At 61.6% G+C, this 22786-nt stretch carries 18 protein-coding genes; 12 read left to right on the top strand and 6 right to left on the bottom strand.

The annotated features are described in order from the left end of the window. Positions 1–17 precede the first annotated feature (17 nt). The gene (locus tag AC5ZG5_RS22660; protein WP_456643861.1) at positions 18–290 is read right to left on the bottom strand and encodes a hypothetical protein; all 273 of its coding nucleotides are present in this window, start codon (positions 288–290) and stop codon (positions 18–20) included. 152 nt (positions 291–442) lie between these two features. On the opposite strand from AC5ZG5_RS22660, the gene AC5ZG5_RS22655 reads away from it, so the two are divergent. Beyond that, on the top strand, positions 443–970 hold the full coding sequence (locus AC5ZG5_RS22655; protein ID WP_456643919.1) for a DUF4112 domain-containing protein: 528 nt from the start codon (positions 443–445) through the stop codon (positions 968–970). A gap of 66 nt (positions 971–1036) precedes the next feature. Here the strand turns inward: AC5ZG5_RS22655 and AC5ZG5_RS22650 are convergent, their stop codons facing one another. Further along, positions 1037–1327, bottom strand: a complete 291-nt coding sequence (locus AC5ZG5_RS22650; protein WP_456643860.1) for a hypothetical protein — start codon at positions 1325–1327, stop codon at positions 1037–1039. Positions 1328–1875: 548 nt separating this feature from the next. Between AC5ZG5_RS22650 and AC5ZG5_RS22645 the strand changes: the two genes are divergently transcribed. Continuing rightward, positions 1876–3486: an acyl-CoA synthetase gene (locus tag AC5ZG5_RS22645; RefSeq protein WP_456643859.1), complete on the top strand. Its 1611-nt coding sequence runs from the start codon at positions 1876–1878 to the stop codon at positions 3484–3486. A 10-nt stretch (positions 3487–3496) separates the two neighbouring features. Here AC5ZG5_RS22645 and AC5ZG5_RS22640 read toward each other — a convergent pair whose 3' ends face one another. From AC5ZG5_RS22640 to AC5ZG5_RS22630, 3 genes are read right to left on the bottom strand one after another with little or no spacing between them, the layout of a single operon-like run. Continuing rightward, positions 3497–4009: an SRPBCC family protein gene (locus AC5ZG5_RS22640; RefSeq protein WP_028163801.1), complete on the bottom strand. Its 513-nt coding sequence runs from the start codon at positions 4007–4009 to the stop codon at positions 3497–3499. 32 nt (positions 4010–4041) lie between these two features. Continuing rightward, positions 4042–4509: an SRPBCC family protein gene (locus tag AC5ZG5_RS22635; RefSeq protein ID WP_028163800.1), complete on the bottom strand. Its 468-nt coding sequence runs from the start codon at positions 4507–4509 to the stop codon at positions 4042–4044. Then, entirely contained in the window at positions 4502–4816 is a 315-nt protein-coding gene (locus tag AC5ZG5_RS22630; RefSeq protein ID WP_028163799.1) for an ArsR/SmtB family transcription factor, read from the bottom strand. Before AC5ZG5_RS22630 ends, AC5ZG5_RS22635 begins: the two co-directional genes overlap by 8 nt. 119 nt (positions 4817–4935) lie before the next feature. Between AC5ZG5_RS22630 and AC5ZG5_RS22625 the strand changes: the two genes are divergently transcribed. The 4 genes from AC5ZG5_RS22625 (at position 4936) to AC5ZG5_RS22610 (ending at position 8117) form a co-directional block, all read left to right on the top strand. Further along, on the top strand, positions 4936–6378 hold the full coding sequence (locus tag AC5ZG5_RS22625) for an LVIVD repeat-containing protein (RefSeq protein ID WP_456643858.1): 1443 nt from the start codon (positions 4936–4938) through the stop codon (positions 6376–6378). 9 nt (positions 6379–6387) lie between these two features. Then, positions 6388–6927, top strand: coding sequence for a hypothetical protein (locus tag AC5ZG5_RS22620; RefSeq protein WP_456643857.1), 540 nt, complete (start codon positions 6388–6390; stop codon positions 6925–6927). A 75-nt stretch (positions 6928–7002) separates the two neighbouring features. Beyond that, positions 7003–7620 (top strand): LysE family translocator, encoded by a 618-nt coding sequence (locus AC5ZG5_RS22615; RefSeq protein ID WP_028163796.1) that lies wholly within the window; start codon positions 7003–7005, stop codon positions 7618–7620. A 365-nt stretch (positions 7621–7985) separates the two neighbouring features. Further along, positions 7986–8117, top strand: coding sequence for a hypothetical protein (locus AC5ZG5_RS22610; RefSeq protein ID WP_456643856.1), 132 nt, complete (start codon positions 7986–7988; stop codon positions 8115–8117). 487 nt (positions 8118–8604) lie between these two features. Here the strand turns inward: AC5ZG5_RS22610 and AC5ZG5_RS22605 are convergent, their stop codons facing one another. Then, complete coding sequence (locus AC5ZG5_RS22605; RefSeq protein WP_456643855.1) at positions 8605–8829, bottom strand: hypothetical protein; 225 nt, start codon at positions 8827–8829, stop codon at positions 8605–8607. On the opposite strand from AC5ZG5_RS22605, the gene AC5ZG5_RS22600 reads away from it, so the two are divergent. The 6 genes from AC5ZG5_RS22600 to AC5ZG5_RS22575 all read left to right on the top strand — a co-directional run bounded on the left by AC5ZG5_RS22600 (position 8828) and on the right by AC5ZG5_RS22575 (position 22782). Further along, a complete protein-coding gene (locus tag AC5ZG5_RS22600; RefSeq protein WP_456643854.1) occupies positions 8828–10918 on the top strand; it encodes an alkaline phosphatase family protein in 2091 nt (696 codons plus the stop codon). The two genes, AC5ZG5_RS22605 and AC5ZG5_RS22600, sit on opposite strands and share 2 nt — an antisense overlap. A gap of 656 nt (positions 10919–11574) precedes the next feature. Then, positions 11575–13779, top strand: coding sequence for an ATP-binding protein (locus AC5ZG5_RS22595; protein WP_456643853.1), 2205 nt, complete (start codon positions 11575–11577; stop codon positions 13777–13779). 221 nt (positions 13780–14000) lie between these two features. After that, positions 14001–15200 (top strand): adenylate/guanylate cyclase domain-containing protein, encoded by a 1200-nt coding sequence (locus AC5ZG5_RS22590; protein ID WP_456643918.1) that lies wholly within the window; start codon positions 14001–14003, stop codon positions 15198–15200. Positions 15201–15269: 69 nt separating this feature from the next. Further along, positions 15270–15977, top strand: a complete 708-nt coding sequence (locus tag AC5ZG5_RS22585; protein WP_456643852.1) for an ABC transporter substrate-binding protein — start codon at positions 15270–15272, stop codon at positions 15975–15977. 306 nt (positions 15978–16283) lie between these two features. Further along, the gene (locus tag AC5ZG5_RS22580; RefSeq protein ID WP_165421322.1) at positions 16284–16460 is read left to right on the top strand and encodes a hypothetical protein; all 177 of its coding nucleotides are present in this window, start codon (positions 16284–16286) and stop codon (positions 16458–16460) included. A 1057-nt stretch (positions 16461–17517) separates the two neighbouring features. Then, positions 17518–22782 (top strand): DUF4082 domain-containing protein, encoded by a 5265-nt coding sequence (locus AC5ZG5_RS22575; RefSeq protein WP_456643851.1) that lies wholly within the window; start codon positions 17518–17520, stop codon positions 22780–22782. The last annotated feature ends 4 nt before the right edge of the window (positions 22783–22786 follow it).

The following is a 22786-nucleotide window of genomic DNA, read 5'->3' as shown; positions in this document are numbered from 1 at the left end:
GGGACGGCTGCGATGCTTTATTGCAAGCCGTACTTATGCAAGGTGACGATCATGAGGCGAATGATGCAGTCCGAGATCGTTTCGCCTTGCCGCCGCGCTTGCTGCAGCCGCTCCCATGTTGCCTCGTTGACCGGTATGACCCAGTTGCCGTTTGGCAAGCGCCGTCCGGTCGGGGGCTCAACAGCGCTCTCAATCAGGGCGCGGCACTCCTCAGTGATCTCGATATTCGGCATCGCTTTGATGGAAGTTTTCGCGGGATTAAAGCGGCCGGTGTTGGCCTGAGCCGACAAGATCCGCCAGTTAAATCGCGGCAATGCTTTTAACTGGTATCGCGAATGAGACGCTGCTAACGACGCAATAACGGCGAGTGTGCGGCTCTGCCGCGAGGTGACAGAGCGGTAATGTGACGCAACTTGTACCGCGCGCCTGCGTTACCATCTCAATGCTCATGCCCGACGACATCTTCACGCCCAACCGTGCCCGCTCGCAGGGCCCGTTCCGCGACACGCGGCCGCGGGGGAAAGTCATCGACCAGGACGGACGCGAGATTCCGGAGGCCACGCTGCATCCCCAGTTCGAGGCGTTCCGGCTCGACTTCGAGACCGCCAATCCGTTCGGCAATCTCACCCGCGAGCAGCGGCTGGCGCGGCTCGAGGCGATCGCAAAACTGCTCGACGTCGCCTTCATCGTGCCCGGCACCAAGATCCGCTACGGCATTGACGGCCTGATCGGCCTGATCCCGGTGGTCGGCGACATCATCACGACTGCGATCTCGCTGTGGCTGGTGCGCGAAGCGCGTGCGCTGGGCGCGCCCTGGCATATCACCGCGCGGATGCTCGCCAATGTCGCGCTCGACGGCGCGGTCGGCCTGGTGCCGCTCGCGGGCGACGCATTCGACGTCATGTTCCGCGCCAATGTCCGGAACGTGCGCATGCTCAAGCGCTGGCTGGACAAGCAGCCACGGTTATAGGTCCGAAAAAAGAGAAAGCCCCCGGAGCATCCCGAGGGCTTTTCGCTTGGGTAGGGACGGATCGGTTTAAGCGGCGTCGGCGTCGGTATTGGCCTGCACCGGGCGCGGACGACGCGGCAGCGGGAACGCGTCGCTCTCGTAGAGCGAACGGATGCCGTTCTGGTCGAAACGGGCTTCCTCGACCTGCAGGTAGGCGCCGTTCAGCGAATCCGCCGGCAGCTCTTCCATGGCATACTGCACGGCTTCCGCCGCGGTGCCAAAGCGCCGATAGGCGAATCCGGCCCGCTTCTTCTTGCGAATGGCGGCAGGAAACAGCTCGGCGGAGGTGTTAAAGTTGAACGGACGCATAGGACGCATGGTCGACGACCTCTTACTCTTCTTAGCGATAGCGCGATTGGGGGTTGAGGACGGCGGGCCACAACCGGCGGCGCGCCGCACATGTCATTTCGTCCCCTAATATAGGCTTATTTGACAAAATTGCGACCCCTGAACGGTGCCGACAGACCTCATGATGAATCCGCGCATGACAGTAAGGAGATCAGGATAAGCAAAATTAAATCAATTAGTTGCGTGAGTTCCGGGCCGCCTGCGTCTACCGGAAGGGGGAGAATCCGAGGTGATCGGCCGGTGTCCCGTCCGCGCATTATTCCGCGGCGCGGCGAAGTCGGCGACGGAATGACGACCCGGAAGGATTGCACGCATCGCGACGCGTTGACGCGGCTTGCGCCGCCTCGCTTCCCGCTCGGGTCGATCAGCAACGCTCTCAGCGGCAGCGCATAAGGCGCGACGTGCAGGGGCACCAAGACTTGTGCGGGGCGCGCGGCGCTTTAAAACTGACGACAACAATAGAGCGACCGGTCATCGCGACGCCGGTCCGCGAGGAAACGCTGGGAACGCCGAGGATCATGCTCAAGGAAGCCGCAACCTACGACGAGCTCTACCGCAACTTCCGCTGGGACGTGCCGGCGCGCTTCAACATGGCGACCGCCTGCTGCGACCGCCATGCCGATGGCTCCGGACGGCTCGCGCTTGTCTATGTCGACGAGGACGGCGCCCAGACGCGCACCACCTTCGACGAGGTCGCGGAGATGTCGCGCCGCTTCGCCAATGTGCTGAAGGCCGACGGTCTTGAGCGCGGCGACCGCGTCGCGGTGTTCCTGTCGCAATCGCTGGAATTGCCGATCGCGCATTTTGCCGCCTTCCGCTCCGCGATGATCTCGATCCCGCTGTTCGCGCTGTTCGGCGAGGATGCGCTGGAATTCAGACTGTCGAATTCGCAGGCGAAGGCGATCGTGACCGACGCGGCCGGCTGGGAGAAGCTCGCCAAGATCCGCGACCGCCTGCCTGAGTTGAAGAACATCTATGTGGTCGGTGACGAAGCGCCCGCAGGCACCAGGCCGTTCTGGCCCTCGCTGCGTGCGGCTTCGGCGGAGTTTACCAGCGTCGACACCTCGGCCGACGATCCCGCGCTCATCATCTATACGTCGGGCACCACAGGAAATCCAAAAGGCGCGCTGCACGCGCATCGCGTCGTGCTCGGCCATCTGCCGAATGTCGAGATGTGCCACAACTTCCTGCCGCGGCCCGGCGACCTGATGTGGACGCCGGCGGATTGGGCCTGGATCGGCGGCCTGATCAACGGCCTGTTCGCGTTCTGGTACCACGGCATTCCCATCGTCGGCCATCGCGCGCGCAAGTTCGAGCCGCAGGCGGCGACGCAGATGATGGCGGACCTCGGAATCCGCAACGTGTTCCTGCCGCCGACCGCATTGAAGCTGATGCGGCAGGCGGGCGTGAAGAATTCCGGCGTGAAGCTGCGCAGCATCTTCACCGGCGGAGAGTCGCTCGGCGGCGAATTATTGGGCTGGGTGCGCGACACCTTCGGCATCGACGCCCATGAGGTGTTCGGCCAGACCGAGTGCAACCTCGTGATCGGCAGCAATTCGAATCTGTTTCCGATCCGACCGGGCTCGATGGGCAAAGCGACACCCGGCTTCGACGTGCGCATCGTCAACGACAGAGGCGAGGAGCTGCCGCGGGGGACGCGCGGCATCATCGGTGTGCGGCAGCCGTGCCCCTGCACCATGATCGAATATTGGCGCAATCCGGAAGCGACCGCGAAAAAATATGCCGGCGAGTTCTTACTTACCGGCGATCTCGGCGTGCAGGATGAGGATGGCTATTTCTGGTACGTCAGCCGCGAGGATGACGTCATCACCACCGCCGGCTATCGCGTCGGCCCGTCGGAGATCGAGCATACGCTGATGAAGCATCCGGCGGTGGCGATGTCGGCCGTGGTCGGCATTCCCGATCCGATCAGGACCGAATCCATCAAGGCCTGGATCGTGCTCCGCCCCGGCTATGCCCCGAGCGACACGCTCGCCCGCGAGATCCAGGACTTTGTCAAAGTACAACTCGCCGCCCACGAATATCCGCGTTTCGTGGAGTTCGCGGAGTCGTTGCCGATGACCGCGACCGGCAAGGTGCTGCGCCGCGAGTTGCGCGCGAGGGGGTGACGTCGTAGCCTTACGGCGTCGCAATCCCCAGCTCCTTCAGCGCCGCCAGCATCCGCTCGGGCGGTTGCATCTGGATGACCATGGCCTCACCGGTTTCCAGCAGGCTCTTGAGGCTGGAGAGGATCGCGGGCCAGCCGGCGCGGCCACCAGAAAGGATATCGTCGCTGATCGGCCGGTCGTGCGATTGCAGCAGCGTGAGCTTGACCGCATCGCCGGCTTGCTCGATCTCATAGGTCACGAGCGTCGGTCCGAGCTTTTCCACCAGCGCCGGCCAGTTGACGTTGAAGGTCACCGTCAGCTTCCGCGCCGGCTCGCATTCGATGACCTCGCCGGTGATGTGCGGCGCGCCGTCGGGCGTGCGCACCATGAATGCGCCGCCGACGCGGAGATCGACCTCGACCGCGTGGCCGGAAAAATACTTCCGGCTGAACTCGGCATTGGTCAGCGCCTCCCAGACCTTCTCCGGTGTGGACGCGATATAGATCGTGTAGACGATCGCCGGCTTGAATTTCTCGATATTCATGTCCTCTCGATTCCTCCGATATATCTTCATTTCTATTCGAACCCTTCGATCTCAAGCGCACGAGGCGGGATCGCGATCACTGTCCCGGTCTCGAGCAGGGTCTTGAGTCCCGACAGGATCGCCGGCCATCCCTTGGAAATGCCGTCGAGAAGTTTGCTGCCTTTGGCGAAGCCTTCATGCGTCACGGTCAGCTTCACGAGGTCGCCGTGGGGCTCAATGGTGAAGGTGACCTTGGTCGGCGGTTCCTTGCGCATCTCCTCATCGAGCTGATGCTTGAAGGTGTAGGCGAGACGCCGCGGCCGCTCGGCTTGGAGGATCTCGCCCACATCCGTCGTGGTGCCGTTCATGACCAGTGCGAACGGGGAACCCACCTTCCAGTCGGATTTCACTTCCGTGTTGAACCAGTAACGCCTAGTGAACTCGCTATTGGTCAGCGCCTCCCACAATTTCTCGGGCGTGGTCGAGATATAGGTGACGTACACGAATTCCGGCTTACTCATCACGCTTCTCCAATTGCCGCTTCAATTCGCTGAGCGCGACCAGCTTGGCGCGCTCGAATTTTTTGATCCACCGTTCGCCGATCTGATGGATCGGCACCGGGTTGAGATAGTGCAGCTTCTCGCGGCCATGCTTGAACGTGGTGACGAGATTGGCCTGTTCGAGAATCGCAAGGTGCTTGGTGACCGCCTGCCGCGTCATGGCGAGGCCTTCGCACAGTTCGTTTAATGTCTGCCCGTTTCTGGCGTGAAGCCTGTCCAGGAGCGACCGCCGCGATGCGTCCGCCAGCGCTTTGAAGACTTCGTCCATGCCATCGACAATAGGCAACTAAATGGTTGCATGTCAAGGGTGTGTTTTGGCGCGGAATTCAGCCGTGTTATCGTAGCGTCAGCCAACGAAGATTGGCTTTGCAACAATGGGAGTGATGCATGAAGGGTGGCGCAAAACTTGCGCTGTGTGTGGCAATTGCTTTTCTCGGGAGCGCGGGCGCTTATGCGGAGCAGCAGAAGGTCGGAGCACCTCCCGAAGCCTCCAACATGAGATTGGTGGGAACCAACGACCTGCAGGCGCGCAGCGCCTATCAGCCCACCATCCATCATCAGGGCGACCGCTGGATCGCCTATATCGGCCATCACGGCGGCACCGATGAGATCCCCGATCCCGTCAATCCGATGACCGGCAAGCCGGAACCCAACGGCACGTCGATCGTCGATGTCACCGATCCCGCGCATCCGCAATATCTGCGGCACATTCCGGGGCAGGAGGGCAAATATGAATCCGGTGGCGCGCAGATGGTGCGTGTCTGCGACGGCAAGGATCTGCCGAAGGGGGATCGGAGCGCGGTCTATATGCTACGCACCTTCGGCAGCGAGGCGCATGAGATCTGGAATGTCGCCGATCCCGCCAATCCCGCGTTGATCGCGCGGATCGGGGGACTGAAGGATACGCATAAGAGCTGGTGGGAGTGCGACACCGGCATCGCCTTCCTGGTATCGGGCGCGCCGGACTGGCGCACCCGTCGCATGACGCAGGTCTACGATCTCAGCGATCCCGCGCACCCCGTGAAGATCAGGGATTTCGGCCTGCCGGGCCAGGAGCCTGGTTCGACCGGCGCGGTGCCGACCGAGCTGCACGGGCCAATCTCAACAGGTTCATCCGGCAACCGCGTCTATTTCGGCTATGGCACCAACAAGGGCGGTTTCCTGCAGATCGTCGACCGCGAGAAATTGCTCAACGGACCGAAGCAGCCGATCGCCGAGAATCTCCGCTATCCCGAAATATCGCGCATGCCGCTCTCGGCACTCAACGGTGCGCACACGGCATTCCCGATGCCGGGCATGCCGATCGCGGAATTTTCGCATGACCAGGACGGCAAGACTCGCGACATCGTGATGATCGTCGACGAGGCGATCTTGAACGAATGCGGCGAGGCGCGGCAGATGGTGTGGTTCGCCGACGTCACCACCGAGACCCGGCCAATGATGATCTCGAGTTACACCGTGCCGGAGGCGAGCGGCTCGTTCTGCGAACGCGGCGGGCGGTTTGGTTCGCATTCCTCGAGCGAGAGCATGGCGCCGGTTTACTACAAGAAAATCGCCTTCATCGCGTTTTTCAATGCCGGCGTGCGTGCGCTCGATATCCGCGATCCCTATCACCCTAGGGAAGTCGGCTACTTCATCCCGTCGATCACACCGGCAACCGACAAGCGCTGCGTCACCATCGAGGGCAAGGATCGCTGCAAGGTCGCGATCCAGACCAACAATGTCGAGACCGACCAGCGCGGCTATATCTATGCCGTCGACCGCGCCAATACAGGACTGCATATACTCGAATTGACCGGCGAGGCGCGCGCTGTCGCCGGCCTGCCGTGAAGGGGACGAATGCGCACCTGGCTGGTCATCGCGATTGCAGCACTTGTGCTCGGCGTCCTCTCGGGCGTCCCAGCCTACGAGACTTCGACGCCGCGCGGGACATGGCAAGAGATCGCTTGGCCGTTTCCGCGCGACGGCTGGCCCGCCGGTCGCGCATTCCGCTGCAATGCCGTGGCCTGCGGCGGAGATATCGAGGTCTACATCCGGCCAAAGCTCGGCTTCTGCAACTGCACGACCGGCGTCGCCGACGACGATGAGGTCGACCGCGTCGCGGATGTCGACTTGATCAGTACGCAGTTTGTACCGCTGCAGGCAGGAAAAGCAGTGCGTGTCGCCGATATGCCCGGACGCATGAGGACGTACGATCTGAAGATTGGCGATGGCGTGCCGCATGGAGCGATCGGCATCGCGGTCTCGCACCGCTGCGATCTGCTGGTGGCGGCGGCGCAGGGCAGGGGAGATGCAGCGGTCGTGCAGCGCGCGGCACTGGAATTGCTGGCATCGGCAGAGACGGCGAGATGGGTAAAATTCGCGATGAACACGCAGTAAGGATGCGCATGCCCGGGCTTGTTCCGGGCATCCATGTCCTTATTATGCAACAAAAGCCTCGAGCCGAGTCCTCCCATGTCCCTGCAAGCCTATCTCGCCTATGTCGCCGCCTGCATTGCGCTCGCTTTGTTGCCCGGCCCGATCGTCACGCTGGTGATCGCCAACGGCCTGCGCCACGGCACCCGCGCAGCGCTGACCAATGTGCTGGGCGCGCAGGCGGGGCTGGCGATCGTGATCGGCGTCGTCGCCGTCGGTCTCACCTCGCTGATGGCGACGATGGGCTACTGGTTCGACTGGGTGCGCTTTGCCGGCGCGGCTTACCTGGTCTGGCTGGGCATCAAGCTGATCCGCTCGCCGGTTGCGGAGGTGAGCTCGGATGAACCGCCGCCGCCACCGCGCGGCGGTTTCTTCCTGCAGGGATTTCTGGTGCTGCTGTCGAATCCGAAAGTGCTGGTGTTCTTCGGCGCCTTCATTCCGCAATTCGTAGACCTGAACAAGGATCACTTCCCGCAAGTGGCGCTGCTGGGCGTGACCTTCATGGTGACGGCGGCGATGAGCGACATGGTCTACGCGCTGCTCGCCGGCCGCGCGCGAAAATTCTTTTCCAAGCGGCGGACGCGCCTGGTCTCGCGCGTTTCCGGCGGCTTCATGATCGGCGGCGGCATCTGGCTCGCGCTGACACGGGCGCGTTAAGAGCCGGCGTCGCGGTCAGCAGAATAAAGAAAAAGGCCGCTAACCGAGGCGGCCTCAAGTGCAGGTCCGTAATCGAAGCTTCGATAATTACTTCTTGCCGTGTTCCTCCACGTGGGCCTTGGCGGCTTCCTCGGAGTGATGCATGGCGTGAAGGGCGTGAGCTCTTTGCCGTATGTGCATGGTGCGCCGCTTTTTCGTGATGTCCGCCTCATGGTGCTTAGCGGCTTCGCGATCCCCGGAATGTCATATGCCTGTCATGAAACGTCGCCATGTCTCGTGGGAATGCCGACACAGGCCGACTGCCGCGACCGCGTTGTGAGCGACGTCGAGCCTGTCTTCGCCGAGATGCTGATATTGCGCGGCGCATGAGCGCAGAGACCGACAGCGAAGATCGCAACATCCTGCTGAGCGAACGCTTCCCCGGTGGATCGTTCAAGGTGGTCGTAGCCCGTGCGCCGCGCGATTTGCACCGCTACCATTTGCGCTCAGACTTCTAGATTAAGTTCCAGTCTGTGGCAGCATGCGGACACTGTGGCGCGTGCCAGAATGCGAACGTCGCACTGGGCATCTCAACGATGGCGCTGCCCAATACGCAGTTTGTGCCGATGTCCACGCAGTAATGTGCGGAGGCGATGGGTTGGCGCACGGCCGATAGCGAAAGCACAGACGGCTGCCAATCCAGACCGCACTTATTCGAACTGAGATTGCGGACGTCGTCAGAGACCTATCGCATGACGGTGCAGGCAGGAACTTGCGGGTGACGCTCACTGGTTGACTGCACTATTGCTCCGAGACTCGCCACCAAGCGTTGCAGACGCGTCCGGCCTCGACGTACGTGGTTCCACTCGAAACAGATCGCGATCCGAACGCTTGCGTTCCCTCGCACGGCAAGGAGCGCTGGCTACTTCTAATATCGACGCGAAAGGCCACGTGCCGGCATCATCGTGGCGTTGTCGCTACCACATTACAGGTGTCGCCGAAGCGTCACATGCGCGTCGTCAGCCAAGCCCGATAATCGTTGCGTCGTTGCCGACCAAACGCGCGTAGATTGCGCAGCGAAAATGGGGCGTCCATATGAACTCGAAGAGTTTTCTCTCCTTGATATTGGCAATGTCGCTCGCTGCATCGCTGACCGGCGTTGCAGCGCCGGCGCACGCCGATAACGACGGCGGCAACCGCGACCACGGCGACAACCGCGACCATGATCATGACGGCGATCAGGACGGGCCATCATGGTCGCAAGTCGCCGCGGGTGGTGGTGATCTCGCTCGACGGCGCGAAGCCCGATTTCATCCAGAAGTTCATCGACGAGGGCGTGTTGCCGCATGACGGCGGCCTGGCGCGGCTGAGCCGCCGCGGCGCGGTGGCGGAGCAGAACGTGACGGCGTCGCCGTCGCTCACCGCGGTGTCGCACATCGAGATTGCCACCGGCTCGACGGCGGTTCACAACGACATCCCGTCGAACACCTTCCAGGCAATCGTCGGGCCGATCTCATCGAGCATCAGCGGATTTGCGGCACCGATCGGCGGCTATCGCGAGAGCCCGCTCGGGCCGTCGCCGCGGCCGACGGCATTGCCGTTGTGGGTGCAGTTGCGCCAGCAGGGCAAGAAAGTGGTCACCGCGACCTGGCCGGGCGGCGACGGCGCCGACATCTCCATCAACAACACCGTGGTGCAACCGGCCCAGCCGATCCGCGTCACCGACTTTACCGTGCCGTTCGGGGCGTTCGGCGGTATCGGGGCTCAGGGCTTCTCGCTGTCCCGGGGTGATTTCACATTCGATCCGGCTGTTGTCACGGCGCTCCAGGCGGCCGGCCGTTTCTCGTTTAGCCCGGTGCTGGTAACCTCAGCGCCGATCGAGACGTTCTCGTGTTCCTCGGCGCCATCGGCGACCTGCACCAATGCGGCGACGCTCGACGTTAAATATTCGATCCGGGTGGCGGCGCTCGACACCACCAATGACCGCAAGGTGAATTACGACACGCTGGTGTTCTTTGACGCGACGCGCGGCATTACGGCAGGACCGTTCCACGCGCCGTCGACCGGACCGGCCTACGTCAAGCTCGGCGGCGAGAATACGCCGTTCTTCTTCGAAGGCAGCGGGGCCAGGGTCGGCGCCGCATATTTTGTCTCGGCGCTGGCGCCCGATCTTTCGGTGGTGCGCTTCGCTCGCTACGGAGCCAACTACATCCCGCGCAACGCGGCGGTGCTGGCCGATGTCGATGACATCAACAACAATGTCGGATTCTGGCGTCCGCAGGCTGACTTCCGCATTCCGGAGCGGCTGAGCCCGGGCTTCACCAACTTCCCCGACCTCGAGATCGAGACGATGTTTGAGGACATGGTGAAGACCTTCGTGCGCTACCAGGCGAACATTGGCGAGCGCGCGATCCGCAATCACCCCGACGCCGACCTGGTGATGATCTATATCGAGCAGCCCGACGGTTCCGAGCATCAGTTCCTGCTCACCGACCGCCGCCAAGGCACCAAACCGACCGATCCGAACTCGATCGGCGCGGGCCAGGATCCGGCCAAGGTCGCGCGGTACGCTTCATACATCCGCTTCGCCTATCAGACGGCCGACAAGGCGGTGAAGCAGATCGCCGATGCGGCGGGCCGTGACAGCAACGTCATCGTGGTGTCGGACCACGGCTTCGCGCCGTTCCACACCTCGGTCAACCTGACCAACGTCCTGCGCAACGCCGGCATCGACACCACCAAGATCGCGATCCGCACTTCGGGTCCGGCGGCCAACATCTACGTCAACCTGCAGAACCGCGAGTTGGGCGGCACCGTCGATCTGGCGGCCTACAAGGCGCTGGTAACGCAGATCACCGACGCGGTGAAGAACGCGGTCGATTCCAACCCGAAGTTCAACTACTCGCTCAAGGACGGGCGGATCTTCACCGTGGTCGAGACCCGGCCGCTGCAGTGCGAGGAAGGGACCGGGGAATGCACCAGCAAGACCATCGGACAGGATTTCGGCGATGTGTTCGCGCTGATGGCCCCGGGCTACAACTTCGACGGCATCCAGAACCCCGGCGTCGCCCGTCTCGGCGATGCGCCGTTCAATGCGACATCGACCATGCTGTCGATGCCTAACTTCTACGGCGCCCATGGCCACGATCCCGAGCTGCCGGTGATGAGCGCGACCTTCATCGCCGCCGGCCCGCAGATCCGCAAGGACGCCACGATCCGCCGCATGCGCAACACCGACGTGGCGCCGACCGTCATGCAGATCCTGGGCGTCACGCCCCACCGCGTCGACGGCGAGGTGCTGCGCGAAATCCTGCGCTGAAAAGTTAGCGCGCGATCCTCAAACTCGTCCGATGGGCGCAGACCAGCGCCCATCGGAACCGGCCTCGTTGTGTCCTGGCTTCTCTTCGCCAACTTTTTGGCCGCTCGCCTACAATCGCAATCGTTTCACGGCGGACTGAAACAGCTCTGTAATGCGGCCGGTTCAGGCTTTTACGGCAGAAGATTGGTAGCGGGACAGAAGTCAATGAGAATCACTCTATCGCCCTGACGTGCCAAGGGCCAACCCGACCGATAGATCGGCCTTCCTCGTCCGCGCCGAGCCGTGGACCTGCGGGGCCAGTCGACGATCACTAGAGCTCCAGCGATGTCGAGCGCCCAGTCCGAGGACGCTGCATTGGGCCTTAGGGCTCAATGGTTCGTGAGGCTGTTGAATGCTACCCGTGCCGCCATAGGGTCACCTGCCGCCAGTCTTCTCGTCGCTCTGCCATCCCTGGCATCGACATGGGCCAACCTGTCTTCACGGCCGTGGGTGCCACTTCTCCGCGACGAACTGGTCAATGAAGGCTCGGAATAGCGCCACCGCTTGATGGCGTCGTTTCCGATCGCAGTTCGGAGAACTCTTGATGCAATGGCGCTTGTCGGTGGACTGGGCACGGTCGGTCTGATGCCGCCGATCATGCGTAGGAAAAGGTCGAAATGAGCAGCCTGTTATCACGCTTGTTCGCGCTGGTGGCAGCCGCCATACTGCCGGCAATCGCGATACAGGCGTACAATGAGATCGACCTGCGTCGCACGCGCGAGGTCGAAGTACAGGACGAAGCGCTCGGCCTCGCCAAGCTCGCCGCCGCTGAGCAGCAGCAGATCGTCCAGGGAGTTCGCCAGGCTTTGATTGCGCTCTCGGAGGTTCCGGCGATAAAGGCCAAGGACGTCCAGGAATGCGATGCCTACCTGTCCCGGATCAAGCAACAATATCCGGAGTTCATCTCCTTTATCGTGGTCGACATGAATGCCAGTGCCTTCTGCTCCTCATTCACGGAGCATAGGGTAGCTCCCGTAGTGCATAAGCTGGCTCCCGCCACTGGACGTGCCTACTTCGCGAACGCCGTGAGGACCGGAAAATTCACAATTGGAGAGTTCGCGTTCGGCCGAAATACCGGTCGCAGCGTCCTCCAGTTTGCGCTGCCATTCTACGACGACGAAAACCACATGGGTGGCGTCGTCATAGCATCTCTCAGCCTTGATTGGCTCGCAGACTATATCGCGAAAAAGGGCGTTCCGGAGGGAGCCGCGCTCGCCATCACCGACCGCAACGGCATCTGTCTCGCTCGCTATCCTGACAATGCCCTCTTCGTCGGCAAGAAGCTGCCTGCCGGCAAAGATCCGACGCTTTCCAACGGGACTGTAGCTGATATGGTGAACGTTGACGGCGTGCGAAGAACTGTCGCATTCGCCGCTGTGGGGGAAGATCTTCTTGTCAGCTACGGCCTCGGCAAGGCCCAGACTTTCACCAAGATCGAACATCGCACGCAGCGCGACCTGTTGTTCATCCTCATGAGCGCCCTGATCGTCTTGATCCTGACAGCGTGGGGCGCCCAACGGTTCATCCAACGCCCGTTTGCACAATTGGTTGACGCCGCGAACCGATGGCGGCTCGGCGAATTCGGCCGGCGTGTGGACATCCCGGGCAATTCGGAAATCGCACGGGTCGCCAGGGCATTCAACGCCATGGCCGATGCGCTGAAGCACCGTGAGCACGAATTGTCCGAAGCGAGGGAGCAGTTTCATCAGAGCCAGAAGATGGAGAGCGTCGGCCAGCTCACCGGCGGCGTCGCGCACGACTTCAACAATCTGCTCACGGTGGTCTCCGCGAACCTAGAACTCATCGAGGCCGGTGATGATATCGGCAAGATCCAGCACTTCGCCGCGGCTGCGCGGCGTGCTGTCGATCGGGGGGCAAAGCTGACCGCGCAGCTTCTTGCCTTCTCGCGCCGGCAGATATTGAATCCGAGTCCGGTCAACGCAAACCAGCTTGTTTCCGAGTTCCAGGGAATCATTCGCAAGGCCGTTGGGGAGGCATGCCGGGTCAAGGTGTGGACCAGTGAAGGATTGTGGCTGTGCCATGTCGATCCGGCGCGGCTGGAGACCGCTCTCCTCAATCTGGCCCTGAACGCGCGTGACGCCATGCCCAATGGCGGCGTGCTCGACATCGAGATGAAGAACGTCGTCGTGGGCGAAGGAGCCGCGGCGGGGTGCTTGCCCGGATCGTATGTCAGGCTGTCCGTCAGGGACACCGGTTCTGGAATGCCTCCCGAGGTGCGGAACCGGGTGTTTGAGCCCTTCTTCACAACGAAGGAGGTCGGCAAGGGCACCGGGCTTGGCCTTAGCATGGTCTACGGCTTTGTCCGTCAGTCCGGGGGACACATTGCCATCGAGAGCGCATTGGGAAAGGGGACCACTGTCGCCCTCTACTTGCCCAAAGCCACGCAAACGCCTGACGTCGAAACTGAAGACGCCCAACCCCAAGCGTTTCCGACCGGTTCGGAGCGAGTCCTGGTTGTCGAGGACAACGACGATCTTCTGGACCTCACGTCGGCGATGCTGACCAGGTCGGGCTATCAGGTTCGTTGCGCTCGGAACGGCACGGAAGCGCTTCGGCTGCTCCGGAGCGAGGAATTTGACCTCCTGCTAAGTGACATCGTGATGCCAAACGGGATCAACGGCATTGAGGTTGCCCGCGAAGCGAGGAAATTGAACAAGGGCATCAAGATTCTGCTTGCGTCCGGCTATGCGGGCGACGCGCTGGACCGCCATCAGGCGGTAGGCGAATTTCCGATTATCGACAAACCGTTCCGCATGTCAGAATTGGCGGCGCGCTTGCGGTCAATCCTGCACGAAGCTTGAGCTGCTCTCGCGCCGTTGCTTCCGGATCGGCAACGGTCCGCTACGGGGGCAGAACCGGCGCTTTTGCGCTACCCCTGCGGCCTCCCGCGCCGGACAGGGCGGCAACTCCCCAACAACCCGATGCGCGCGCAAGCAAATTGCGGCGGACTTCGTTGACGCCGCCGGGCGGGGATACGACATATCCTCTACTGTCGATCCAGGTCACCACCGAGGAACAAGCTATGAACCCGCCGCCAAACATTGATCCCGGCACCGCGTATTCCGACGACGACGTTGTGCACTGGCTGACCAACGACACGCGCGATGAGCGCTTCATCGACAATATTTTCGCCGAGATGTGTATGCGCCTTCAGCGAGCGGGCATTCCCGTCAAGCGGGCGTCGCTTCATATCCTGATCCACCATCCTCAATGGCTCGGCGCCCGGATGATGTGGGGCGATGGAATGCACGAAGCCAAGATTGAGAGAGTCGATTACGATGTCATGGGGCGATCCGAATACATCGGCAGTCCAGCAAACGAAATTCGCGATGGTGTCCTCGAGGTGCGCGAAAATCTCGAACGCGATCCTTCGCTGGGCCGTAAGCACGCCATCTATGACGAAATGCGGGCCAAGGGCCTGACCGACTATGTCGCTTGGCCGCTATATCATACGCTCGGCAAACGGCACATCGTGACCTTCGCAACCGACCGGGTGGGAGGTTTCGACGACGCGCATATCGCCAGCCTGCTAAAGCTGTTACCGATTCTGGCGCTGGTCAGCGAAATCCGTGTCAAGAACCGGCTGGCGCGAACGCTGCTTGAAACCTACGTCGGGTCGCATGCCGGCGAACTGATTTTGGCCGGCGCCACCAGGCGCGGCAGCGGAACCACGGTACGCGCCGCCATCATGATCTGCGATCTGCGTGATTTCACCAGGATCTCCGATAACTGGCCGCGCGATGATGTCATCGATCTTCTGAACGGGTATTTTGACGCGATGTCGGAGCCGATTGCGCGACATGGCGGGGAAATACTGAAATTCATCGGCGACGGTCTGCTCGCCATCTTTCCGCTCAGCCAGCCGTCGGCCTGCGCAAATCTGTTGCACGCCGTCTCCGAAGCCCGTCAGGCGGTGATTGCCCTGAACGAAAAGAATGGCGAAACCGGTCGTGAACTGCTGAATTACGGTATCGGCGTCCATGTCGGCGACGTCATGTACGGCAATATCGGGTCGCGTACCCGCCTCGACTTCACCGTTATCGGTCCCGCGGTTAACATGGCATCGCGTCTCGAAACCCTGACGAAACAATTGGGTCGAAAGGTGCTGCTGTCCCGCGCGTTCGCCGACTTCGTCAAAAGCGATTTCGATCTCGAACGTGTCGGCGAATATCCGGTGCGAGGCTTCAGCGAGCCAATCGAGCTGTTTGCCTATCATGGCTGAATACAGAGCTATCGCCAGGCGCAAGTCGGTCCGCCTGTCCTTGAGTTTAGCGCAGCAAAGATCATAGCCGTGTCAACCTTGAGAGTGGGAGCAGCGCTTCCCGATCCGCCATTCGAGTTCTTGACGAGCGATGGCCTGGCGGGATTCGACGTTGCGCTGGTGCAGCGCATCGCCGGGATGCTCGGCCGCGAATGGCGGCTGGTCCCGTACACGGGCGCCGATTTCATCGGCATCTTCGCCGGTCTGGATGCCGGCAGATACGACTGCGTCGCCTCTGGCACCACCATCACGCCGGGCCGGGAAGCAAAGGCCGATTTCTGCACGCCCTATGCGATTTCAGGCCAATCACTTGTCGTCGATGTCATTCGCAATCCGGACGTACATGGCATCGCCGATCTCAAAGGTCTGGTCGTCGGAGTGCAGCAGGGGAATACCAGCCAGCCAGTTGCTGAGAAACTGGTCGCGGAGAATCGTGCTGCGCGGGTGCGCGTCTATGCTTATCACGAGATCGAGCAAGCGCTCGATGATCTGACAAGCGGAGGCTGCGACGCCTTCATGAAACTCGCACCCGTCACGGCTTGGTTCGTGCGCGGCCGGCCGAGGCTTGGGGTCGTTCAGACCGGCATCACTGTGGAGCGCCTTGGCATCTGTGTCCGCAAAGGAGACATCGCGCTGCGCGATGCGATTGGCGGTGCGCAGGCCGCGCTTGCGGCCGACGGCACATTGGCCTCGCTGGTCAAACAGTGGCTTGGAGCCGGGGCGATGCTGCCATCATGAATATCGCCACATGCTCTCCGCTCGGCCGAGGCTCCCGCGTGTGCACGGCATAGGCGTCATGAACGTCGCGATCCACTGGAACTGGTGAGCTAGTTCACAATGCCCGAGATCATTGAGTGTTAGATAGGTTTCATGCGGAGCCTGACTATGCGCGCCATCATCGTATTTGCTATTCTTTTCGTCATCGTGGCTGCAACGCACCACGGTGCTTATCGACCGTATCCAACTGCTCCAATGCCTGCAGTCAATGTTCCTTGACCGGACTAGCCTGGGTTCGTAAAACGTGGCTCTTGAAGAGGAGTTGTAATGGCGAAGAAAAAGAAAGCCACGCGCGTGTTATGGTCGAAGGACGACCTGAAGACGCTCAAGACCATGGCGAAAGAGAAGCGTGGTCGAGACAAAATCGCAAAGTCTCTCAAGAGGTCACCCGCAGCGGTGACCGTGAAAGCATCTGCCCTCGGCATTTCACTGAGCACCAAGTAGCTTGACACTCCTACTTGCGAGGCTCGCGATGGGAAATGCTTGGCCGATTCCGTCTCCGCGCGGTTCGGCCCATATCTTTAGATAGAATCTTTAGATAGATGGCTTCATCGCGTCGAGGCAAGGCGTTCGCGTTAGCGCGCATCCGCCTTGCCTCCGCAATGCACGTCGCTTCGGTCGCGACCAGCACGATCTGGATTCCGCATGCGAGACCCGTCACGCGTGACGGTGTTGTCTCGCGCGTCGAGCGGATCGGCCGGCGTCGAACTGATTAATCCAAAAGACGCACTGGTTCGCGCAGCGATGAGTTGCGCGACCATGCAGCGCATGCCGCCAAGCAGGCGGCGCTATGCAATTCGCATGCGGGCGCTTTGCCTGCTCCATTCAAGCGCAAATTGAATATCTCCTGATTTGAAATCCATTTGTGCCAAGAAGGGAAGTTCGGCTGGATTCAACCCATTAGAAAATCACGACTATCCACTGTCAGTTTGACGAAGATCGGCATCGGGTTGTTCAGCAAGGGCTGGGGTGCGACAGAACAGCAAATTGAATTAAACGGAGATTAATATTTAATTTGGGAGAATTAAATATTTTAAGGCGGTGTCATCGCATGAGGTCGTTATACGAAGATTTTGGTCTGGGCCGCATCGCTCTCGGAGTGCAGACGTGGCCACGTACGGTTCTGCGAAGGAATGTCCGAGTTTCAGCTTCAGACCAAGACGACTCGCTGTCGCTGCTCGCCGCGCGGAATTTGCAGGAGGGCCTGGGTCTAAGCGCCCCAGGTGCCGCGGCGTCGGCATCCGCTGCAACATCGGACGCCGGATTTGCAGCGTTGACGACAGAAGTCCGAACGCCAGCCTCCGCGGCGGCCGAACCAGCGCCGCCAAATCCTGTGGTCATCCTTGGTCACGTGCCTTCGACTGCGACCCCCAACATTTTCGGATCTTCCACACCTCCAGCAGTCGCGCAGGTTTGCGGCTGCGGCTACTTCATTGCTCCAACACAATTGCTCGATCAGAGAGCAGCCAATGCGGCGTCGGCGCAGTTGCACGGCAGCCGCGTGTCTGGCAGAGCAGATTTCGTGTTCACCGGCCGCGCCGGGGCCATGGGCGCCTCGACCAGTGTCTCCATGTCCTTGGAGAACATTGCGCCGCTCGCAAATTGGAATGCACTACCAGGCGGAGGGGCGAGCTGGCGCACGCTGCCGGGAGGCGGCGAGATTGGTACCGGTACGGGGAAAGGTGAAATCGGAATTCTATCAGGCTCGGTGACGACTGCAGAGCTTTCTCCTGCGGCGCGGCAGGCCAACACAAGTACGTCGCCCAACGCACTCGCGGCCGCCGCGACTTCCACGAACCCAATCGTGCTCGAGAACCAGAAGACGGGAAATCCGCAAAGCGAATGGGATATCGAGGGTGCTGGCAGCTCGAATATCGAAGGTTTTGCCACCGATATCAGCGTGAATCGTGGCAACCAGATCGATTTCAAGATCAACACGGATTCATCGAACTATCGGATCGACATCTACCGCCTCGGCTATTACGGCGGCATGGGTGCGCGAAAGGTCCACACCATCCAGCACACCGGTGTGCAGAACCAGCCGGCGCCGCTGCGTGACGACACGACCGGCCTGGTCGATGCCGGCAACTGGTCTGTTTCGGCTTCCTGGGAGGTTCCTGAGGATGCCGTGTCAGGCGTCTACATCGCAAAGCTCGTACGCGAGGACGGCGTTGAAGGCGCCAATCACATCCCGTTCATCGTCAGGGATGACAGCAGCACCAGCGACGTCGTCTTTCAGACCTCTGACACGACCTGGCAGGCCTATAACGGCTGGGGCGGAGCGAATTTCTATGGCGGCAACGGCCCTGCCACAGGTCAAGGTGCGGGACGCGCCTACGCGGTGAGCTACAACCGGCCGATTGCCACCCGCGGCAGCGTTGGAAGCTTTGCAGGTCCGCAGGACTATCTGTTCGGCGCTGAATACGCGGCGATCTACTGGCTGGAGCAGAACGGCTACGACGTCTCCTACATGTCGGGTGTTGACACGGACCGTTATGGCAGTCTGCTCCTCAATCACAAGCTCTATCTCGACGTTGGTCATGACGAGTACTGGTCGGGGCAACAGCGCGCCAATGTCGAGGCGGCCCGCGATGCCGGTGTCAATCTGGCGTTCTGGAGCGGCAACGAGATGTATTGGCGCACGCGCTGGGGCAACAGCATTAGCAGCGACGGCACGGCCTATCGCACCTTGATCTCCTACAAGGAGACCTGGTCACCGGACGCATCGATCGATCCAAGCGACGAGTGGACCGGGACGTTCCGTGATCCCCGCCTCAGCCCGCCGGCGCTCGGCGGAGGAAGCCCGGAAAATGCATTGATCGGACAGATGTTCCAGGTCGATGACGTCGGCCAAGGCAGCGGCCTGCAGGCAATCACAATTCCCTACGACGACGCCAATCTGCGCTTCTGGCGCTACACCAGCGTTGCGAATCTTCAGCCGGGGCAGACAGCGACGCTGACCAGGAACTACCTCGGCTATGAGTGGGACGAAGCGGTCGACAATGGATTCGATCCCGCGGGCCTGGTCCGGCTCTCCTCGACGACGGTTCCGGTCAACAGCTACCTCCTTGATTACGGCAACACGACGGGAAGCGCCATCTCGACCCATAACCTGACGCTCTACCGCGCGGCAAGCAAGGCATTGGTCTTCGCCGCCGGAACGGTCTACTGGGCGTGGGGTTTGAGCGACAATCACGACCTGACGCCAACGCCCACTGACTCGCGCGTGCAACAGTCGATGGTCAACCTGCTCGCCGACATGGGTATTCAGCCGGGAACGCTGCAGCCGGATTTGGTCGCCTCCACCGGCTCCACGGACCAGACCGCGCCGACCTCGAGCGTCAACGCGCTGGCAAACATCAGAGCCGGAGACGTGGTCACGATTTTCGGCACGGCATCGGATGTCGGCGGCGGCGTGATCGCCGGCGTGGAAGTATCGACGGACGGGGGCTTGAGCTGGCATCCGGCGATTGGTGACGAGACATGGTCCTATAGCTGGTCTCCGCAGGTCGCCGGGACCTACACCATCATGTCGCGCGCGGTGGACGACAGCATCAATCTCGAAACGCCTTCCGTGGGGCGCACCGTGACCGTCGAGGGTCCGACTTACGTCTCGCTGTTTCCGGGCTCGGCCACCCCCGACACCGTCAACACCACCGATGCAAGCGCCGTCGAACTCGGCGTGAGATTCCAGACGTCGGTTGCCGGCACCGTGAGCGGCATCCGTTTCTACAAGGGCAGCCAGGATACCGGCACCCATACCGGCCAGCTCTGGAGCAGCACCGGCACCTTGCTGGCAACGGCCACATTCACAAACGAAACCGCCAGCGGCTGGCAGAGCGTGACCTTCTCCAACCCGATTTCGCTGACGCCCGGAGCCACCTACGTCGCCTCCTATCATACGGATGTGGGCCATTACTCCGCCAGCGTGAACTATTTCTTGAGCAATGTGACGAGCGGTCCGCTGACCGCTCTCGGCAATGGCAATGGCGTCTATACCTACAGCAGCAATATCGCGTTCCCTACGAGCACGTTCGCGGCGACGAATTTCTGGGTTGACGTCATGTTCAATCCTTCGGTCACCAACAGCGCGCCCATAGCTGCCAATGACGACGGACCGATTGCGACCCGCGATCTGGCCCTGACGATTGCGGCGTCGTCCCTGACCGGGAACGACAGTGATCCCGATGGGGATGCCGTCAGCATCATCGCCGTGAGTGCAGCAACGCACGGCAGCGTCGTGCTCAACACGCAGCCCAATCCGCAGAACAACACCATCACCTTTACACCCGATGCCGGCTACACCGGTCCGGCGAGCTTCACCTACACGATCTCCGATGGGCGCGGCGGTACGGCATCGGCTACTGTCAGCTTCACCGTGGTACCGCCAGGAGCGGCTCCGGTCAGCCTGTTCAGCGCGTCAAGCACACCGGCTTTGACCGACCTCAATGACGGATCCCAGATCCAAGTCGGGATGAAGTTCACGTCCTCGGTCGCCGGGCAGATTACGGCGCTCAGGTTCTATCGCAGCGCGAGCGACACCGGCATCAACACCCTCGATCTCTGGTCGTCAACAGGCACTCGTCTCGCCACCGCCACCTTTACCAACACCTCAGCCAGCGGTTGGCAGACCGTCACGCTGTCATCAGCGGTTTCGATCGCCGCCAACACCACCTATGTTGCTTCCTATCACACCACCGGCGCCTATGTTGCGACCAACAACTACTTCACCGCGGCCGTTACCAACGGTCCTTTGACCGCGCTGTCCAGCCTTGCCGCCGGCGGCAACGGCGTCTACTCCTATGGCGGCACCAGCACCTCCGGCATCTTCCCGACCAGCTCCTACAACGCCGCCAACTATTGGGTCGATGTCGTGTTCGCGCCGTCCGGCGGCGCCAGCAATCAGCCGCCGGTTGCCAACAACGACAGCGGCTACAACACCACGCAGAACACGGTGCTGACGATTGCGGCGGCGGCGCTGCTTGCCAACGATACCGATCCGGACGGCGGCACACTGGCAATCACGGGCGCGAGCGGCGCCGTCAACGGCACGGTCAGTTTCAACGCCCAGATTAATGTCATCACCTTCACGCCGACCGCCGGCTACACCGGGCCCGCGTCCTTCAGCTACGCGATCGCCGACGGGCAGGGTGGCACGGCCACTGCAACGGTCAGTCTGACAGTGAATCCGGTAGCCAACCAGCCGCCGGTTGCCAACAACGACAGCGGCTACAACGCCACGCAGAATACGGCTCTGACCATTGCCGCATCGGCCCTGCTTGCCAATGACACCGATCCGAATGGCGATCCGCTGACCATCACCGGTGTGAGCGGCGCCGTCAACGGCACCGTCAGCTTCAACGCCCAGACCAATGTCATCACCTTCACGCCGAACGCCGGCTACACCGGGCTCGCGTCCTTCAGCTACGCCATCTCCGATGGGCGCGGCGGCACCGCGACTGCAACAGCCAATTTGACAGTGATCCCGCCGCCGGTGAGCTTGTTCTCAAGCTCCGACACACCAGCGATTCTCGCCGATTCCGACACGGCCCAGGTCAATCTGGGGGTGCAGTTCACGTCCTCTGCGGCCGGCACCATCAACGGCATCAAATACTACAAAAGCGCCGGTGACACCGGCACCCACACAGGTTCGTTGTGGAGCAGCACCGGCACGCTGCTGGCGACCGCCACGTTCACGAACGAGACCAGCAGTGGATGGCAGACGGTGACCTTCAGCAATCCCGTCTCGATCACCGCCGGAACCACCTATGTGGCAAGCTTTCACAGCAACGGCCGCTACGCGTCGACCAGCAACTACTTCACGTCTTCACGTGTCAATGGCCCGCTCACCGCATCCGGCAGCAATAACGGCGTCTACACCTATGGCGCGGACAACCTGTTCCCGACCAGCACCTTCGGTGCCACCAACTACTGGGTGGACGTGCTGTTCAGTCCGGCGAGCGGCGCCGCCAATCAGGCGCCGGTCGCGGCCAACGACTCCGGCTTCAGCGCCACTCAGAACTCGCCGATCTCGATTGCAGCCTCCGCGTTGCTTGCCAACGACAGCGATCCGGATGGCGATGTCCTGACGATCACGGGCGTCAGCAACGGCGTCAACGGCACCGCAAGCTTCAACGCCCAGACCAACACCATCACCTTCACACCCAACTCCGGCTATACGGGACCGGCGTCGTTCAGTTACGCCGTCTCCGACGGCCAGGGCGGGACAGCGACCGCATCCGCGTCCCTGACCGTGAACCCAGCATCCGCGAGCATCATAAGCCTGTTCGGCTCCAATCCGACACCGAGCGTGGTGTCAGTCAATGATCCGCAGTCGGTGGAGCTCGGGTTCAAATTCCAATCGTCCAGCGCCGGCGACATCACCGGGTTGCGCTTCTACAAGGGCCCATCGAATACCGGCACCCATACCGCGAATATCTGGAGCAGCACCGGCACCCTGCTGGCCACGGCCACCTTCACCAATGAGACGGCCAGCGGCTGGCAGCAGGTTAACTTCGCTGCGCCGGTCACGATCACTGCAGGGACAACGTATGTTGCGTCCTATCACACCTCAGGAAACTACTCCGCCGATCCCGGCATGTTCAGCTCGGCGGTCAGCAACGGGCCGCTGACCGCACCATCATCGGCTTCGATCGGAGGCAATGGCGTGTATGCGTATGGATCAGGCAGTCTGTTCCCGACCAGCACCTACAATGCGACCAGTTACGGCGTCGATGTGTTGTTCCGTCCGCAACTCGCGGCATGAGGAA

The sequence above is a fragment of the Bradyrhizobium sp. Ses1 genome (assembly GCF_059512365.1).
The sequence above is the reverse complement of the archived record's forward strand: the minus strand, read 5'-3'. Positions and strand labels throughout refer to the sequence as shown.

Coding starts and splice junctions, on each gene's coding strand:
- AC5ZG5_RS22655 (WP_456643919.1), top strand. CDS start 443: ATGCTCATGCCCGACGACATCTTCACGCCCAACCGTGCCCGCTCGCAG.
- AC5ZG5_RS22650 (WP_456643860.1), bottom strand. CDS start 1,327: ATGCGTCCTATGCGTCCGTTCAACTTTAACACCTCCGCCGAGCTGTTT.
- AC5ZG5_RS22645 (WP_456643859.1), top strand. CDS start 1,876: ATGCTCAAGGAAGCCGCAACCTACGACGAGCTCTACCGCAACTTCCGC.
- AC5ZG5_RS22640 (WP_028163801.1), bottom strand. CDS start 4,009: ATGAATATCGAGAAATTCAAGCCGGCGATCGTCTACACGATCTATATC.
- AC5ZG5_RS22635 (WP_028163800.1), bottom strand. CDS start 4,509: ATGAGTAAGCCGGAATTCGTGTACGTCACCTATATCTCGACCACGCCC.
- AC5ZG5_RS22630 (WP_028163799.1), bottom strand. CDS start 4,816: ATGGACGAAGTCTTCAAAGCGCTGGCGGACGCATCGCGGCGGTCGCTC.
- AC5ZG5_RS22625 (WP_456643858.1), top strand. CDS start 4,936: ATGAAGGGTGGCGCAAAACTTGCGCTGTGTGTGGCAATTGCTTTTCTC.
- AC5ZG5_RS22620 (WP_456643857.1), top strand. CDS start 6,388: ATGCGCACCTGGCTGGTCATCGCGATTGCAGCACTTGTGCTCGGCGTC.
- AC5ZG5_RS22615 (WP_028163796.1), top strand. CDS start 7,003: ATGTCCCTGCAAGCCTATCTCGCCTATGTCGCCGCCTGCATTGCGCTC.
- AC5ZG5_RS22610 (WP_456643856.1), top strand. CDS start 7,986: ATGAGCGCAGAGACCGACAGCGAAGATCGCAACATCCTGCTGAGCGAA.
- AC5ZG5_RS22600 (WP_456643854.1), top strand. CDS start 8,828: ATGACGGCGATCAGGACGGGCCATCATGGTCGCAAGTCGCCGCGGGTG.
- AC5ZG5_RS22605 (WP_456643855.1), bottom strand. CDS start 8,829: ATGATCATGGTCGCGGTTGTCGCCGTGGTCGCGGTTGCCGCCGTCGTT.
- AC5ZG5_RS22595 (WP_456643853.1), top strand. CDS start 11,575: ATGAGCAGCCTGTTATCACGCTTGTTCGCGCTGGTGGCAGCCGCCATA.
- AC5ZG5_RS22590 (WP_456643918.1), top strand. CDS start 14,001: ATGAACCCGCCGCCAAACATTGATCCCGGCACCGCGTATTCCGACGAC.
- AC5ZG5_RS22580 (WP_165421322.1), top strand. CDS start 16,284: ATGGCGAAGAAAAAGAAAGCCACGCGCGTGTTATGGTCGAAGGACGAC.